The sequence below is a fragment of the Streptomyces venezuelae genome, assembly GCF_008642275.1.
In the GTDB taxonomy this organism is placed as follows: domain Bacteria; phylum Actinomycetota; class Actinomycetes; order Streptomycetales; family Streptomycetaceae; genus Streptomyces; species Streptomyces venezuelae_E.
Genome location: NZ_CP029189.1, coordinates 7259412 through 7273265, shown reverse-complemented (window position 1 = coordinate 7273265; position 13854 = coordinate 7259412). Strand labels below are relative to the sequence as shown.

The 13854-nt window shown below is 73.5% G+C and carries 13 protein-coding genes; 8 read left to right on the top strand and 5 right to left on the bottom strand.

Annotation, left to right across the window (positions count from 1 at the left end):
- Nucleotides 1–15: 15 nt before the first annotated feature.
- Nucleotides 16–618 carry a TetR/AcrR family transcriptional regulator gene (locus tag DEJ51_RS32210; RefSeq protein WP_150261143.1) on the bottom strand — a complete coding sequence of 201 codons (603 nt, stop codon included), beginning with the start codon at nucleotides 616–618 and terminating at the stop codon, nucleotides 16–18.
- Nucleotides 619–750: 132 nt separating this feature from the next.
- Between DEJ51_RS32210 and DEJ51_RS32205 the strand changes: the two genes are divergently transcribed.
- The gene (locus tag DEJ51_RS32205; RefSeq protein WP_150261142.1) at nucleotides 751–1482 is read left to right on the top strand and encodes an SDR family oxidoreductase; all 732 of its coding nucleotides are present in this window, start codon (nucleotides 751–753) and stop codon (nucleotides 1480–1482) included.
- 62 nt (nucleotides 1483–1544) lie between these two features.
- On the opposite strand, the gene DEJ51_RS32200 is transcribed toward DEJ51_RS32205, so the two are convergent.
- The 3 genes from DEJ51_RS32200 to DEJ51_RS32190 all read right to left on the bottom strand — a co-directional run bounded on the left by DEJ51_RS32200 (nucleotide 1545) and on the right by DEJ51_RS32190 (nucleotide 5160).
- Complete coding sequence (locus DEJ51_RS32200) at nucleotides 1545–3281, bottom strand: acyl-CoA dehydrogenase family protein (RefSeq protein WP_150261141.1); 1737 nt, start codon at nucleotides 3279–3281, stop codon at nucleotides 1545–1547.
- A 115-nt stretch (nucleotides 3282–3396) separates the two neighbouring features.
- A complete protein-coding gene (locus DEJ51_RS32195; protein WP_150261140.1) occupies nucleotides 3397–3969 on the bottom strand; it encodes a PadR family transcriptional regulator in 573 nt (190 codons plus the stop codon).
- A gap of 93 nt (nucleotides 3970–4062) precedes the next feature.
- The gene (locus DEJ51_RS32190; protein WP_150261139.1) at nucleotides 4063–5160 is read right to left on the bottom strand and encodes an alpha/beta hydrolase; all 1098 of its coding nucleotides are present in this window, start codon (nucleotides 5158–5160) and stop codon (nucleotides 4063–4065) included.
- 314 nt (nucleotides 5161–5474) lie between these two features.
- Between DEJ51_RS32190 and DEJ51_RS32185 the strand changes: the two genes are divergently transcribed.
- The 3 genes from DEJ51_RS32185 to DEJ51_RS32175 all read left to right on the top strand — a co-directional run bounded on the left by DEJ51_RS32185 (nucleotide 5475) and on the right by DEJ51_RS32175 (nucleotide 8111).
- Nucleotides 5475–6122 carry a molybdopterin-dependent oxidoreductase gene (locus DEJ51_RS32185; RefSeq protein WP_150261138.1) on the top strand — a complete coding sequence of 216 codons (648 nt, stop codon included), beginning with the start codon at nucleotides 5475–5477 and terminating at the stop codon, nucleotides 6120–6122.
- Nucleotides 6112–7380, top strand: coding sequence for a Dyp-type peroxidase (locus tag DEJ51_RS32180; RefSeq protein WP_150261137.1), 1269 nt, complete (start codon nucleotides 6112–6114; stop codon nucleotides 7378–7380). The genes DEJ51_RS32185 and DEJ51_RS32180 overlap by 11 nt, the downstream gene beginning before the upstream one ends.
- Before the next feature lie 125 nt (nucleotides 7381–7505).
- A complete protein-coding gene (locus DEJ51_RS32175) occupies nucleotides 7506–8111 on the top strand; it encodes a GOLPH3/VPS74 family protein (protein WP_150261136.1) in 606 nt (201 codons plus the stop codon).
- A gap of 91 nt (nucleotides 8112–8202) precedes the next feature.
- On the opposite strand, the gene DEJ51_RS32170 is transcribed toward DEJ51_RS32175, so the two are convergent.
- The gene (locus DEJ51_RS32170; RefSeq protein WP_150261135.1) at nucleotides 8203–8829 is read right to left on the bottom strand and encodes a nucleoside/nucleotide kinase family protein; all 627 of its coding nucleotides are present in this window, start codon (nucleotides 8827–8829) and stop codon (nucleotides 8203–8205) included.
- 216 nt (nucleotides 8830–9045) lie between these two features.
- Between DEJ51_RS32170 and DEJ51_RS32165 the strand changes: the two genes are divergently transcribed.
- The 4 genes from DEJ51_RS32165 to dacB all read left to right on the top strand — a co-directional run bounded on the left by DEJ51_RS32165 (nucleotide 9046) and on the right by dacB (nucleotide 13847).
- A complete protein-coding gene (locus DEJ51_RS32165; RefSeq protein ID WP_150261134.1) occupies nucleotides 9046–10131 on the top strand; it encodes a hypothetical protein in 1086 nt (361 codons plus the stop codon).
- Between the two features lie 61 nt (nucleotides 10132–10192).
- On the top strand, nucleotides 10193–10579 hold the full coding sequence (locus DEJ51_RS32160; protein WP_150261133.1) for a hypothetical protein: 387 nt from the start codon (nucleotides 10193–10195) through the stop codon (nucleotides 10577–10579).
- 117 nt (nucleotides 10580–10696) lie between these two features.
- The gene (locus DEJ51_RS32155) at nucleotides 10697–12121 is read left to right on the top strand and encodes a carotenoid oxygenase family protein (RefSeq protein ID WP_223836073.1); all 1425 of its coding nucleotides are present in this window, start codon (nucleotides 10697–10699) and stop codon (nucleotides 12119–12121) included.
- An 85-nt stretch (nucleotides 12122–12206) separates the two neighbouring features.
- On the top strand, nucleotides 12207–13847 hold the full coding sequence (gene dacB, locus DEJ51_RS32150; RefSeq protein ID WP_223836072.1) for a D-alanyl-D-alanine carboxypeptidase/D-alanyl-D-alanine-endopeptidase: 1641 nt from the start codon (nucleotides 12207–12209) through the stop codon (nucleotides 13845–13847).
- Nucleotides 13848–13854: the final 7 nt, after the last annotated feature.

The window sequence follows — 13854 nt, the reverse complement described above, 5'->3', positions numbered from 1 at the left end:
GCACGCCCGGGCCCGCTACCCTGCGGCGTCCGGGGCGGGCCGCCGCACGAGCGGGTAGCGCAGTCCGTCCAGGCTGAGGTCGAGCAGGCGCTCGGCCTGCTCACGCCGGTCCGGCCCGGCCGAGGTGAGGGCGATGCCGGCGAGAGCGGCGAACATGTCGGTCGAGTCGATGTCGGTCCTGACGGCGCCCGCGGCGGCGCAGGCATCCATGAGGGACGTGAGGGCGTCCTGGATCATCCGCCGGCTCTCGGCGTACGGGTCGGTCCCCGCCGCGAGGACGGCCCGCATCGCGTCGGCCATGCCCATCTTGGCGGTGGCGTAGTCGATGAAGCGGCGCGTCCATGCGCGCAGGGCCTCGTACGGCGGCAGGGTCCCCAGCAGGGCTGGGACGCTGTCGCACAGCCGGGCGACCTCGTTGCGGTAGGCCGCCTCGATGAGGGCTTCCTTGGTGGGGAAGTTGCGGTAGAGGGTGCCCGTGCCCACACCGGCCTCCTTGGCGATGCGCTCGAAGTGCGCCTCCAGCCCCTGCTCGGTGAACACGCGTACCGCTGCGGCCAGGATCTTGTCCCGGTTGCGCTGCGCGTCGGCTCTCAGCGGGCGTCCTGCGTCTGCCGCCATCCGTGGCTCCCCTCGCTCCTCACTTGCTAAGTGGAGGGGCCTCCACTTAATGTCGACCAAAGTGGCGGCGCCTCCACTTTCACTCTAGGGCATGGCTTCGGCCTGCCCGTTCCTCTTCCGAAGGGACCCCGTATGTCGGGAATCGAAGGCAAGGTCGTCGCCGTCACCGGCGCCGGCAGCGGGATCGGCGAGGCAACCGCCCTCCTGCTCGCCGAGCGGGGCGCGAAGGTGGTGCTCGGCGGACGACGCACCGACCGGCTGGAGGCGCTGGCCACCCGGATCGAGCGGGCCGGCGGCCTTGCCGCCTGGATCCGAACGGACGTGACGCGGCGCGCCGACCTGTCCGGCCTCGTCGGCCTGGCGCGGGAGCGGTACGGCAGGCTCGACGTCCTCGTCAGCAACGCCGGGGTCGGACTCGTCTCCCCGCTCGACGAACTGCGCGTCGAGGACTGGGAGGAGATGATCGACGTCAACCTCAAGGGCGTCCTCTACGGGATCGCCGCGGCCCTGCCCGTCTTCCGGGAGCAGGGCTCCGGCCACTTCGTCAACACCGTGTCCACCGCCGGACTGCGTGTCGTGCCGCTGCAGTCGGTGTACGCGGGCACCAAGAACGCCGTGCGCACGATCTCCGAAGGGCTGCGCCAGGAGGCCGGGGACAGCCTGCGCGTGACCGTGGTGTCGCCGGGGGCCGTCCGTACGGACTTCACCGAGCGCATGGACCCCCGGTCGCGGGCCAGGATCGACAAGATGATGGAGACCGCGCTGTCCCCGGACGCGGTGGCGCGCGCGATCGCCTTCGCCGTCGAGCAGCCGGACGGTGTCGACGTGGGCGACATCGTCGTACGCCCCACCGCGCAGGCCTGAGAACCCCGGAAGGGACCGGCTGCGGCCGTGGCGGGCCGTGCCGGTCCCTCCGGGCCGCGTTCCTACGGGGCCATCTCGTACGTGCCGGACAGCGCCTCGACCCGCGCCCAGACGCGCGCCGCCCGCTCCTCGTCGACGACCGGACGCCGGACCGCTCCCATCGCCCACTCCTGCTGGGCCTCGGTGGCGGAGTCCTTGCCGTACAGCTCGACCGCGTGGCCGGAGAAGTCGCGTACGAGGACGGAGAACAGCTCGTCGAGCACCGACCCGTCCAGGTCCGTCAGGCGGGCCTGCTCCAGGATCAGCTGTCCGTACACGACCAGCGCGAACAGCTGGCCCACGGAGAGGAGGAAGTCGAGGTCGCGGCTCTGCTCCTCGTCCGGAGCGACGGTGGCCACGAACGCGCAGAGGGCGTCGGCCTGTTCGCGGAAGCGCGCCACGTTCGGCACCTCGGCGTAGGCGTCGAAGGCGGTCCGCCAGTCGTGGAACCGTACGGAACCGAGGCCCCGGGCCGGTCCCTGCCGGAAGAGGAAGGCGTCGTCGGCCGCGTCGAGCCGGGTCGGGACGGCCGGGTACTCGGCCGGGTCCAGCAGGTGGTTGCGCATGAACTTCAGGATCAGCGCGAGGTTGACGTGGACCGTGCCCTCCAGCTTGGGCAGTCCGCGGATCTCGATCGCCGCCTGCGCGAAGTAGTTGTCCTTCTCGAAGCCCTTGGCGGCGATGACGTCCCACATCAGGTCGATGACCTTCTCGCCCTCCGTGGTCACCTTCATCTTCGTCATCGGGTTGAACAGCAGGTAGCGGCGGTCGTCCGGGCCTGCGGAGCGGAAGTAGTCGACGGCCCGGTCACTGAAGAGCTTCATCCCGACGAGGCGGACGTAGGCGTCCGCCAGCTCCCGGCGGACGTGCGGGAAGGCGGTGACGGGGCGGCCGTAGAGGACCCGGTTGTGCGCGTGGGTGACGGCCTCGTACATCGCGTGCTCGCAGATGCCGATGGAGGCGGTGCAGAGGTTGAACTTGCCGACGTTGACCGTGTTCAGGGCGGCGTCGAAGGCGGCCTTGCCGGTGTGCAGGACGTCCTCGGCGCGGACCGGGTAGTCGTCGAGGCGGAACTCGCTGACGTACTTGGAGGAGTCGACGACGTTCTTCACCAGGTGGTAGGCCGGGTGCCGGCTGTCGGCGGCGAAGAAGACGTAGCCGTCGGGGCCCTCGATGTCGGTGCGGCGGCCGAAGACGGAGACGAGGCCGGCCGCGTTGCCGTTGCCGATGTAGTACTTGGAGCCGCTCGCCAGGAATCCGGCGGCACCGGATGCGTCGACGTACGGTCGCAGCAGCATGTCGGTGGAGTAGATGTCGGCGCCGTGGGTCTTCTCGGACAGGCCGAAGGCGAACACCTCGCCCTCGGCGAGCAGCTGCGCGGCACGCTTGCGGGCGTCGGCGTTGTCGCTCTGCCAGACCGGGCCGAGGCCGAGGATGGTGACCTGCCAGGCGTACCAGTAGTCGAGGCCGTAGAAGCCGAATATCTCGTTCAGGGCGGCGATCCGTGCCGTGTCCCAGCGCTGGTCGGACTCCCCCTCGCCGGCCTCGGCGGCCGGGGTCAGGAAGGTCGCGAAGAGGCCCTCCTTCGCGGAGAAGGCGAGGAAGTCGGCGAGCCAGGCGCGCGAGCGGTAGTCCTCGATCAGCCGGCGCTTGCCGCGGCTCTCGAACCAGTCGACGGTGGCGCGCAGCAGCCTGCGGGTCTCGGGGTCGAAGTGCGCCGGGTCGTACGTGTGCGGGTTGAAGAGCAGGGCGTCTGCCATGGAGGTTCACCTTCCGAGGGGTTGGAGGACGGGAGGGCCGGTCGGTCGCATGCGTGGGGGGGGCGGCGCGCCCCGGGGGCCCGGGCGGGTACGGGTCCGTGCGGCGCGGCGGGGTTCAGGCGGTGGCGGCCGGCGGGGGCCCGCCGAGCCGGTGGAGGGTGGCGAGGACGTCGTCCAGCCAGGCGATCGTCATCCGCTCGAACGCGATGCCGCCGCGGAGCACGACGTGCTGGAGCTCCTGGCCGCAGTCGAGCGGTGCGGGGGCGTCCGGCCCGGTGAAGTCGCGCTGTTCACCGGCGAGATAGCGGGTCAGCCGCTCGCTGTGCGCCGTGTGGTGCCGCTCGACCTCGTGGATCAGCGCGGCCGGGTCGTCGAAGGCCGCGCCGCGGATCTTGACGGCGAGGTCGTGGCGGAGGCTCTCGGGCTCGATCGGCTCGTGCAGCCACTCGGCGAGGGCGGTGCGGCCGGGGCCGGCGACGGAGTACTCCCTCTTGTCCGGCCGGCCCTGTTGCGGCACATCGCGGACGGCGAGCAGTCCGCTCGCCTCCATGCGCCCGAGGACGCGGTAGATCTGCTGATGGGTGGCGGTCCAGAAGTAGCCGATGGACCGGTCGAACCGGCGGGCCAGCTCATAGCCGGAGCCCGGCTTCTCCAGCAGGGAGACGAGGATCGCGTGGTCGAGCGCCATGCCCCGATCTTTCTATGCAACTCGTTGCATAGACAAGCGGCGGGGGCCAGGTGAGACGCGGCTCACCCGGACACGGCCGGGCGGGCCGGCAGCTCATTCGGCGCCGAGCCGCGCGCCCGTCCAGACGAGGGCCGGCGGGATCTCCCGCAGCCAGGTGTTGAAGCTGTGGCCGCCGCTGTCGAGGATGATCGACGAGACGTGCGCGGGTGCCTTCACCTTGCGGATGAACTCCTGTGTCTCGGCGTAGTTCGGTTCGCCCCGCAGCGAGGAGGTCACCAGGAACGAGGAGTTCCCCTGCGGCCGGTGGTCCAGGTGCCACAGCAGGTCCGACCTCTTCTCCTCGTCCTTGTTCCCCTTGAACAGATCGCCGGAGTCCTGGTCGATCTCGGGCCGGTACTCCGCCGAGAGGCCCACGCCGACCGCGTACGCCTCCGGGTGCTGCACCGCCATCTTCAGGGCGCAGTAGCCCCCGGTGGAATCGCCGATGATCCCCCAGCTCCGCGGGCCGGCACCCACGCGGTACGTGCCGGAGACCGCCTTGACGACGTCCGCGGCGAAGAAGGCCTCGCTCTGCGGGCCCCCGGGGACGTCGACGCACTGGGTGTTGGGCGCGGCGATGGTGGGCCGCATCATCACCAGGATCATCGGCTGCATGCGCTTCTGCTTCGCCAGGCTCCACGCCAGCCTCGGGTAGTGCAGCTTCCTGATGAGGTTCTCGGCCATGCCCGGGTAGCCGGTGAGGACGACGGCGGCCGGGAACCTGCGCTGCGCGGCGCCCTCGTCGAAGTACTCGGGCGGCAGGTACACGTACGCCTCGGCGGCGGCCCCGGACCGCTCGCCGTGGATCGTCACCTTCTCGATCACTCCACCCACCTGCGGGTTCCGTCCACCGGGCACCTCCGGGGCCTGCCGTCCCCGTACCTCCACGGCGGCGCCGCCCGGAGCGGCCGGGGCGTGCCGCTTGGTCCCGGCGAGGTCGGCCCAGGAGTCATAGAGGAGGAAGGTGCGGTTGGCCGCGGCGCCGACGGTGGCGAGCACCAGCACCTGCACGAGCACGAGCAGCCCGATGCGCCCCAGCACCCGCCGGGCGCCCGGCCCCGCCAGCCGGGGCCACACCCCCACCGTGAGCGCGAACAGCAGCGCCGTGCACACCACGACGCCCGCCAGGAGCGTGCCACTTGTCAGACCCATGTTTCAGCGAACCCTCTGCACCGTCCGTCCGGACGCTCGGGCCCGGAGCGCCACCGGCGGGTGGCGCACCGGGCAAGAGGGGCGGATCGGGCTCCGCGTTCCCCCGTGGAGCGACAAGGCCCCTTCGTGCAATGCCACAGGAGACCGGACGGCGGTACGGACCCCCGCACGGAATGGCGGTCCGGCACTGTTGGCATCTGAGAGTTCTCAGCTATCTTTCACGCGGCACATTCCCCCTCATTCGCCGATTCCCCTTGCAGATGCGCTCGATGATCTGATCTCGGCGGACGGCATGCGCTGACCAGGAGTTCCGCATGACGCAGGACGAAGACCGCCGGCTGTCCGCGGGTCGGGCATCGCGCCGCGTGGCGCACGGGTGGGCCACCGCCGCCACCGTGCTGCTGCTCACCTCCTGCGGTCCCGCCGACGACCCGAAGGGCGCGGCCGCCCCGTCCGCCCCGGTGTCCGCATCGGCATCGGCCTCCGCCACGGCCTCGTCGGCTCCGATCGGGCCGGGTGAGGTACGGATCGGGGGCGAGGTCGACAAGCCGTACACCATCACCCTGGCCGACCTGCGCAAGCTGCCCCAGGCCGAGGCTTCGGTGGAGTTCGTCAGCGCCAAGGGGGACCAGAAGCACACCTACCAGGGCGTGCTGCTGCACGAGGTGCTGAAGGCGGCCCAACCGCGCTTCGACCAGAGCAAGAAGAACGGCCAGCTGCGCGGGGTCGTCGCGGCCACCGGCGGCGGCGACTACCGCGCGGTCTTCGCATGGGCCGAAATCGATCCGGGCTTCGCCAAGTCCCAGGTCCTGCTGGCCGTTTCCGAGGACGGGACGGCCTTCGAGGACTCCGCCGGACCGCGCCTGGTCGTCCCGCAGGACACCCGCGGCGGCCGCTACGTCTCCGAACTGAACCAGCTGTGGGTCGGCACCGTCGATCCGGTGGTCGACGGTGGTCGCTGAGGGCTCCGCGACGCCCGGCCGCCGACGGTCCGTGACCCGGCGCGCGCTGCTCGGCGCCGCCGGGCTCGGGGCCGTGGCGGGCGGCGGCGCCCTCGCCGCGGCCACCGTGCGCGAGTCCCCGGCCGGTCCGCGCGGCGCCGCGGCGGCCGTCCCCTTCCACGGCCCGCAGCAGGCCGGGATCCTGCACCCCCGTCAGACCCACGCCCACCTGGTCGCCTTCGACTTCGGGGCGCGGACCGACCGGGGCCGGGCCGGCGCGCTCCTGCTGCGCTGGAGCACCGCCGCCGAGCGCCTCGCCCGCGGCGAACCGGTCGGCGAGGAGATCAGCCCGCCGGGTTCCCGGGTCGCCGACACCGGTGTCGCGCTGGGCTCCGGGCCCGCCGCGCTCACCCTCACCTTCGGATTCGGCGCGAGCTTCTTCGACCGCGTGGGCCTGGCCCCGGCCCGGCCCGAGGCACTCGCACCGCTTCCCGCCTTCCCCGACGACCGGCTCGACCCGGCCCGTGGCGGCGGCGACCTGTTCGTCCAGATCGCCGCCGACGACCCGCTCGTCGGCCTGCACGCCCTGCGCACCGTGCAGCGCCTGGCGCACGGTGAGGCGAAGACCCGCTGGGTGATGTCCGGGTTCACCACCGCGCCGGTGCCCGGCCACACCGCGCCCGCACACCGCAACCTCATGGGGCAGCTCGACGGCACCGCCAACCCCTCCCCCGCCGACGCCGCCGCGCGGGACCGGATCCTGGTGACCGGCCCCGGTACGCCGTCGTGGCTGACGGGCGGCTCGTACGTGGTGGTCCGCCGAATCCGGATGCTCCTCGACCACTGGGAGACCCTTCCCCTGGAACACCGGGAGCAGGCCGTCGGACGCCGTGCCGCCGACGGCTCCCCGCTGACCGGCGGCGGCGAACGCACCGCCCCCGACCTCTCGGCCAGCCGCCCGGACGGCGTCCCGGTGATCGCGTACAACGCCCACGTCCGGCTGGCCGCACCCGCCACCAACGGCGGGGCGACGATGCTGCGCCGCGGCTGGTCGTACTACGACGGCCTGCGCGCGGACGGCACCGCGGACGCCGGGATGCTCTTCGTCGCCTGGCAGTCCGACCCCCGTACCGGCTTCGTCCCCGTACAGCAGCGTCTCGCCCGCGGCGACGCCCTCGGCCGCTACCTGGTCCACGAGGCCTCGTCGTTGTTCGTCGTCCCCGGCGGAGTCCGGCCGGGCGGCTACGTCGGCCAGGCCCTGCTGGAGGACGGCCCCTGAGGGCTGTCCTCCGTCCGGCTGGTCCGCGGGAACCCGGGAACCCCGGCTCGGTCGTGGGCGTTGGTGCGACCATGGGAAGGTGATCAGCGGGATCCGACTTCCGATGACCCAGAGGGGAGCCGTTCATGAGCACGGCGAAAGACCTGTTCATCATCGCCATGGATCCGCGGCCGGACCATGCGGTCGGCCAGGGTGACCTGTCGCTGGCCCTCGCCGGCGCCGAGCTGATCGACCTCCTCGGCGCGCAGGCCGCCGTTCTGGACGGGGACCGTATCGTGCCGGGCGGACAGCCCGACCTGAACGACGAACTCCTGGCCGAGGCGTCGTCGGCGCTCAGCCGGCAGACCCCGTACGAGCGGGTCGAGGACTGGCTGTGGCGCCGCGGCCGTGACCTCTCCGCCTCCTACCAGGCCGCCCTGGAGGAAGCCGGTCACCTGACGCGCGGGCGCCGCGGTCTGCTGCCGTTCGGCACCGACCGCCTCGAAGTCGCCGACACACCCGTTCACCGCCGGGCCCTGAGCCGCTGGGAGGCGGACGAGCCCGTCCTCGCCTCGCTCGCCGCGACCGTGGGCGTGCGCGAACCGCGCTCCGAGGACGAGCCCGGCCCGGACGACGAGGCGGTGACGACGGTGCTGGCCGTCGTCGGCGACGCCGTGATGGAACTGGAGGCCGTGCGCCAGCGCCGGTCCATCGAGAACGCGGCGTTCGCCAACGTCTGGCGCGTTCCCTGAGCGGTGCCGGTGAGGACCGCCGCGCGCGTGGCCGGGCACGGACGCCGCGTCAGGCGTCCCCGCCCAGCCGTCCCGTGCGGCGGTCGGCCGGTCAGCCGGCGTCGAGGACGAGGTCGGCGCGGTGGCGGCCGAGGGCGACGAGGCGTGCGTTGCGTTCGTCCGAGCGGGCCACCCACTCGCGCGCGTGCACGGGGTCCTTGCCGTGCCGTACATGACGGTCGATCAGCCGCTCCAGGCGCAGGTCCTCGGCCGGGGCGAGGTACCAGGCCTCGTCGAGCAGGGGGCGTACCGCAGCCCACTCCCCCGCGTCGTGCAGCAGGTAGTTCCCCTCGGTGATCACCAGCGGTACGTCGGGGGGTACGGGGATGCTGGCCGCGACCGGCTCCTCCAGGGAACGGTCGAAGGCGGGCGCGTACACGGCCGGCCCGTGCGGTGTGCACGGTGCGCGCAGCCGGCGCAGCAGCGCGACGTAGCCGGCGGCGTCGAACGTGTCCGGGGCGCCCTTGCGGTCGGCGCGGCCCAGCCGCTCCAGTTCGGCCTGGGCGAGGTGGAAGCCGTCCATCGGGACCACCACGGCCCGCTCCGGCCCGAGCGCCGCGGCGAGCCGGGCGGCCAGGGTCGACTTTCCGGCCCCCGGGGGCCCGGCGATGCCCAGGACGCGCCGCTCCCCCGGGGCGGCCAGCTCCCCCGCCCTCACTGCCAGTTCCGTCGTACGCATCCGCACATCCTGCCCGAGCGTTGGGGCCCGGCGCCCCGGCCGGGGCCGGGGCGGACCGTCTCCGCGGCGTACGCGAGCACGCGTGGACCGGCCGTCGCCCGCTGCGGGTCCGCGCGTCGGAGGTGCGCGGTGCAGGCGGGGGGGGGCACGGGTGGGCGCGGCCGTCCCGTCGATGGTGCCGCCTCGGACCGGCCGGCCGGGCCTACGATGTCCGCCATGCCCGGTACGGTCGCCGTTCCGCCCAACCCGCCGCCCCGCGCACGGCTGCGGTCCGCCTCCCGCCTGGCCGTATGCGCCGCCGTGCCCTGGTTCCTCTGCCTCTGGTGGGGCACGAGCACGGTCCCGGTGCCCGCCGCCCTGCCCGCCGTACTGATCCTGCGCGAGGACGTGTACGACGCCCCGCGCCTCGGGTGGAACCGGCTCGTCGGCGTCGTGGTGGGCGTGGTGCTGAGCACGGTCGTGCTGCACTGGCTCCCGCCGCCCTCGGCCTCCTCCGTGACCTCGGGGTCGGCGGCGGCCTCGGTGTCCTTCCTCGCCGTACTGGCCTGCGGCTGCGCGGGCATGTACCTGATGTACCAGGGCGGCGCCCCCAACCAGCAGGTCCTGATCACCGCACTGGTGATCTACGCGACCGCCACCCCCGGCTACGCCCTGGCCCGCCTGGCGGAGAGTGCGGTCGGCATCGCCGCCGTCGTCCTGCTGGGACCCCTGCTGTGGCCACCGGACCCCTACCGGTCGGCCGCCGCCGGCCTCGACGCGTACCGCGGCGGACTCGGCGCTCTCCTCGGCACGGTCGCCGCCCGGCTCGGCGGGGGCGGTGCGGCCACCGCCCCCGAACTCCCCGGGGAGGCGCACCTGTGGCTGCGCCCGCAGGACGGCCTCGCGTCCTACGACCGGGCCGCCCGGCGTACCCGCCTCCCCCGGCTGTACCTGCGTACCCCGAGCCGCCCGCCGGACGGGCTCGGGGAACGGCTGCGTCTCGCCGCCCGCAGCGCCCTCACCCTCCAGTACTTCACCCAGGAACTCCGGGAGCGCGCCAGGACCGCCGCCGCGGACCGGGCCGGCGGCGCGGGCGCGGTTCCCGATGCCGCCCTGCGCGACCTCGCCCCGCTGGTGCGGGCCACGGCCCGCGCGCTGGACTGCGCCCTGCGCGGCGAGGACTTCGCCGCGGACCTCGAACGGGCCCGCGGCCTGGACCTGGCCCACCGGGCGGCCCACCCCACCCGGCACGACGCCGTCCTGCGCGCGGGCCTCCACCTGACCCACGAGGCCCTCGCCGACCACCGGCCGACCCGCCCCTGACGTCCGTCACCGGCACGGGCGGGAGATAGGCTCGGGCACCGACCGGGGAGATGAAGGATCCATGACGTTGAACGAAGGCCTGCGGGTGAGGCTGGCCGCGGACCTCACGCTGACCGGTTCGGTCACGGCGGCGGGCACGGCAGGGGACGCCGTCGCCGGGTTCCTGGCACTGGCGGCGGGCACCGAGGGCACCGTCGAGCGGGTGGACGAGCACCAGCCGGTGAGCGGTGAGGACGTCCGCGAGTACGAACGCCTGAAGTCGCTCCTGGACTCCTTCGGCCGGCAGATGCCCGAGGGCAGCAGACGGCAGCTGGAGGAGCAGGTCGCCTCCCTGGAACCGGCGTGGACCGCCTTCCAGGAGCAGAGGCCGCACGTGAGCGTCCGCGTCCGCTTCGACAACGGGTTCGTCCTCGACGGCGCGCACGAGGAGCTCTTCACCTCCGTCTGAGGCCCGGCCGGGGTCCTCCCGGGCCTTCCGGGTCCGCCTGGCACCCTCGCGCGGCGGGCGTTTCACTGGAAGGTGCGGTCCTGCGCGCCCACGGAGGCCGGACCCCCGGGAGGTCCTGTGAACACGTACGTGCCACCCCGCTTCGACCCCACCCGCGTCCCCCACCTGCTGGGGTCCTTCGCACCCGTGTCCGAGGAGGTCGATGTCGCGGACCTGGAGGTCACCGGTGAGCTGCCGGACACCCTGGACGGCCTGTACGTACGCAACGGCCCCAATCCGCGGTTCACGCCGATCGGCTCGTACCTGTACCCGATCGACGGCGACGGCATGCTGCACGGCGTCTGGATCCAGGAGGGGCGGGCCCGCTACCGCAACCGCTTCGTACGCACCCCCGCGCTGCTGGCCGAGGAGCGGGCCGGACGAGCCCTGTGGGGCGGCATCGAATCGATGATCATGCCGGACGCCGACCAGGTGGGGCCGGAGCTCGCCGGCACCTTCCGGGACATGCCCGACATCAATGTGGTCCGGCACGCCGGCCGTCTCCTGGCACTCGCCGAATCGGCCTGCCCCTTCCGGGTCGACTCCAGGCTGGCGACGCTCGGCCGTGAGGACTTCGGCGGGGCGCTCCCCGCGGGCATCACCGCCCACCCCAAGATCGACCCGGTCACGGGCGAGATGGTCGTCTTCTGCTACGGCGTGGAGCCGCCCTACCTGACCTGGTCCGTCATCGACCGCCACGGCACGGTCAGCCGCGGGCCCACCTCGGTCGACGGGGTGGAGGAGCCGATGATGATCCACGACATGGCCCTGACCGGCCGCTACGCCGTCCTCGTGCTCGCCCCGGCCTTCTTCGACCTGGCCGCGGCCATGAGCGGGGGTTCCGTCCTGGCCTGGCGCCCCGAGCGCGGCACCCGGGTGGCGCTGATCCCGCGCGACGGCGGACCGGTGCGCTGGGCGGCCGACGAGGCCTTCTGGGTGTGGCACACCGTGAACGCCTACGACGACGGCCCGGGCGAGGACGCCCCGGTGGTCCTCGACTACGTGCAGTGGAGCAGGCTCACCGTCGGCGGCCCGGAGGAGGACACCGCGCCGATCAGCGGCGGCCTGTTCCGGGCGCGCGTCGATCCGGCCGCCGGCCGCATGGCCCGTACCGCGCTGGACGACTCCCGGGTGGAGTTCCCCCGGGTCGACGACCGGCGCATCGGCCGGCGCCACCGGTACACCGCGCTGGCCACCGAGACCGGTCGCACCGACCTGCTGCCGGGCGAGTACGACGCCGTGCGCTGGTACGACTGCGAGACCGGCACCTCGTGCGTCTGGGAGGCCGGGAACCTCTCGGTCGGCGAGCCGGTCTTCGCGCCCGATCCGGGCTCCGGGGAGGGGGGCCACTGGCTGACCTTCGCGACGGACCGCACCGACGGGTCGAGCTGGTTCCTGGTCGTCCCCGCCGCCGATCCCGCCTCCGGCCCGGTGGCCCGCGCCCGGATCCCCGTACGCGTCCCGCTCGGCCTGCACGGCTGCTGGCTGCCGACCGAGGAGTGAACCCGCCCGGCGCGCCCGCCCGGCGCCCGCGTGCCACGCTGGTCCTGGCCTCGGGAGGAGACAGCCGCGACGAACGGAGCGCGCTGTGAGCAGACCGATCCACCCCGCACCGCTGCGCCGTGGTACGGCCGCGGCCTGCGCCGCCCTGCTGTTCGTGGCCCTCGCCTCGGGGACCGCGACCGGGGCGGACCCCACCCCGACCCCGACCCCGTCGGCGGCCACGCCGTCCGCGGCCGGGGACACGGGGCTCGCCGGCCTCGACCCGCGCATCACGGAGATCATGCGCAAGCCGGACTACCGCAACGCCCAGTGGGGTCTCCTGCAGACCGAGCCGGACAGCGGCCGCGTGGTGCACAGCCTCTTTCCCGGGCAGTTCTTCATCCCCGGATCGACCGCCAAACTGATCAGCGTCTCGGGCCCGTGGCACACCCTCGGCGCCGACCACCGCTTCGTGACCCCGCTCTACGCCGTCGGCGAGCGCGACGGCGCGACCCTGACCGGCGACCTCGACCTCGTCGCCCAGGGCGACCTGACGATGGGCGGCCGTACCCGCCCCGACGGCACGGTCGCGTACACCGACCTCGACCACACCTACGCAAACGACTTCCCCGGGGCGACCCTCACCCCGGAGAACCCGCTCGCGGGGATCGACCAGCTCGCCCGGCAGGTGCGCGACTCCGGCATCACCCGTGTCGAGGGAAACGTCATCGTGGACAGCCGGCTCTTCCTCCCCGACCCGGAGCTCGTCCCCACGCCGACGCCCCTGATCGTCAACGACAACCTGATCGACCTCCTGACCACGCCCGGTGACCGGCCCGGGGCGGACGCCCGGCTGGACTGGCGGCCCAAGGTCGCGCCCTACGAGGTCACCTCTGCGGTGAAGACGGTGGCGGCCGGGAAGCCGACCGCGATCACGGTGACGGCCACCGACGGGGGCACCCGGATCCGCCTGACCGGAACGATCGCGGCGGACTCCGAACCGCTGCTGCGCACCTCCCCGATCGGCGACCCCGCCGCCTTCGGACGCGTCGCGCTGATCGAGGCGCTCGAACGCGCCGGGGTGCACGTCACCGCCGACCCGTCGGGCGCCAATCCGGTGGAGCGGCTGCCGCGCGACTACGACGGCCGCCCGCGGGTGGCCGCGTACACCTCACCGCCCTACGCGCAGTACGCCAAGCTGATCCTCAAGGTCAGCCACAACCTGGGCGCCAACCTCGGCATCTGCCTCCTCGCCGTCACGGCGAAGAGCAACCAGTGCCCCGCGGGCTTCCCGGTGCTCGCCGGCTTCCTCGACGAGGCCGGCGTCGACCGCGAGCAGGCGCAGCTCATGGACGGCCGGGGCGGCAACCCCGCCGACCGGGCCACACCGCAGGTGCTGGTGCAGATGCTGGCCTACTGGCAACGGACGCCGGACGCGCGGCTGTTCCGGGAGGCCCTGCCCATCCTCGGGGTCGACGGCCTGCTGGCCGAGAACTGCCGCAGCTGTCCGGCCCGGGGGAAGGTCTTCGCCAAGACCGGGGCGGCCGTCGGCGGTGACGCGCTCAACGACCGGCTGGCCGTAGGGGCCATCACCATCGCGGGCTACCTCGATAAGGGCGGTGGCCGCTTCGACACCTTCTACGCGGGCGTCAACGGCGCCTCCACGCCGAGCGCCGACCCCACCGAGGTGCTGGCCATCGCCAACGACCTCGCGATGATCGCCGCCTACCTCCAGGAGTCGTCCTAGACGCCGG

What these genes read in the sequence shown, in the direction of transcription:
- DEJ51_RS32210 (WP_150261143.1), bottom strand. Translation starts at nt 618, where the DNA reads ATGGCGGCAGACGCAGGACGCCCGCTGAGAGCCGACGCGCAGCGCAAC.
- DEJ51_RS32205 (WP_150261142.1), top strand. Translation starts at nt 751, where the DNA reads ATGTCGGGAATCGAAGGCAAGGTCGTCGCCGTCACCGGCGCCGGCAGC.
- DEJ51_RS32200 (WP_150261141.1), bottom strand. Translation starts at nt 3,281, where the DNA reads ATGGCAGACGCCCTGCTCTTCAACCCGCACACGTACGACCCGGCGCAC.
- DEJ51_RS32195 (WP_150261140.1), bottom strand. Translation starts at nt 3,969, where the DNA reads ATGGCGCTCGACCACGCGATCCTCGTCTCCCTGCTGGAGAAGCCGGGC.
- DEJ51_RS32190 (WP_150261139.1), bottom strand. Translation starts at nt 5,160, where the DNA reads ATGGGTCTGACAAGTGGCACGCTCCTGGCGGGCGTCGTGGTGTGCACG.
- DEJ51_RS32185 (WP_150261138.1), top strand. Translation starts at nt 5,475, where the DNA reads ATGACGCAGGACGAAGACCGCCGGCTGTCCGCGGGTCGGGCATCGCGC.
- DEJ51_RS32175 (WP_150261136.1), top strand. Translation starts at nt 7,506, where the DNA reads ATGAGCACGGCGAAAGACCTGTTCATCATCGCCATGGATCCGCGGCCG.
- DEJ51_RS32170 (WP_150261135.1), bottom strand. Translation starts at nt 8,829, where the DNA reads ATGCGTACGACGGAACTGGCAGTGAGGGCGGGGGAGCTGGCCGCCCCG.
- DEJ51_RS32165 (WP_150261134.1), top strand. Translation starts at nt 9,046, where the DNA reads ATGCCCGGTACGGTCGCCGTTCCGCCCAACCCGCCGCCCCGCGCACGG.
- DEJ51_RS32160 (WP_150261133.1), top strand. Translation starts at nt 10,193, where the DNA reads ATGACGTTGAACGAAGGCCTGCGGGTGAGGCTGGCCGCGGACCTCACG.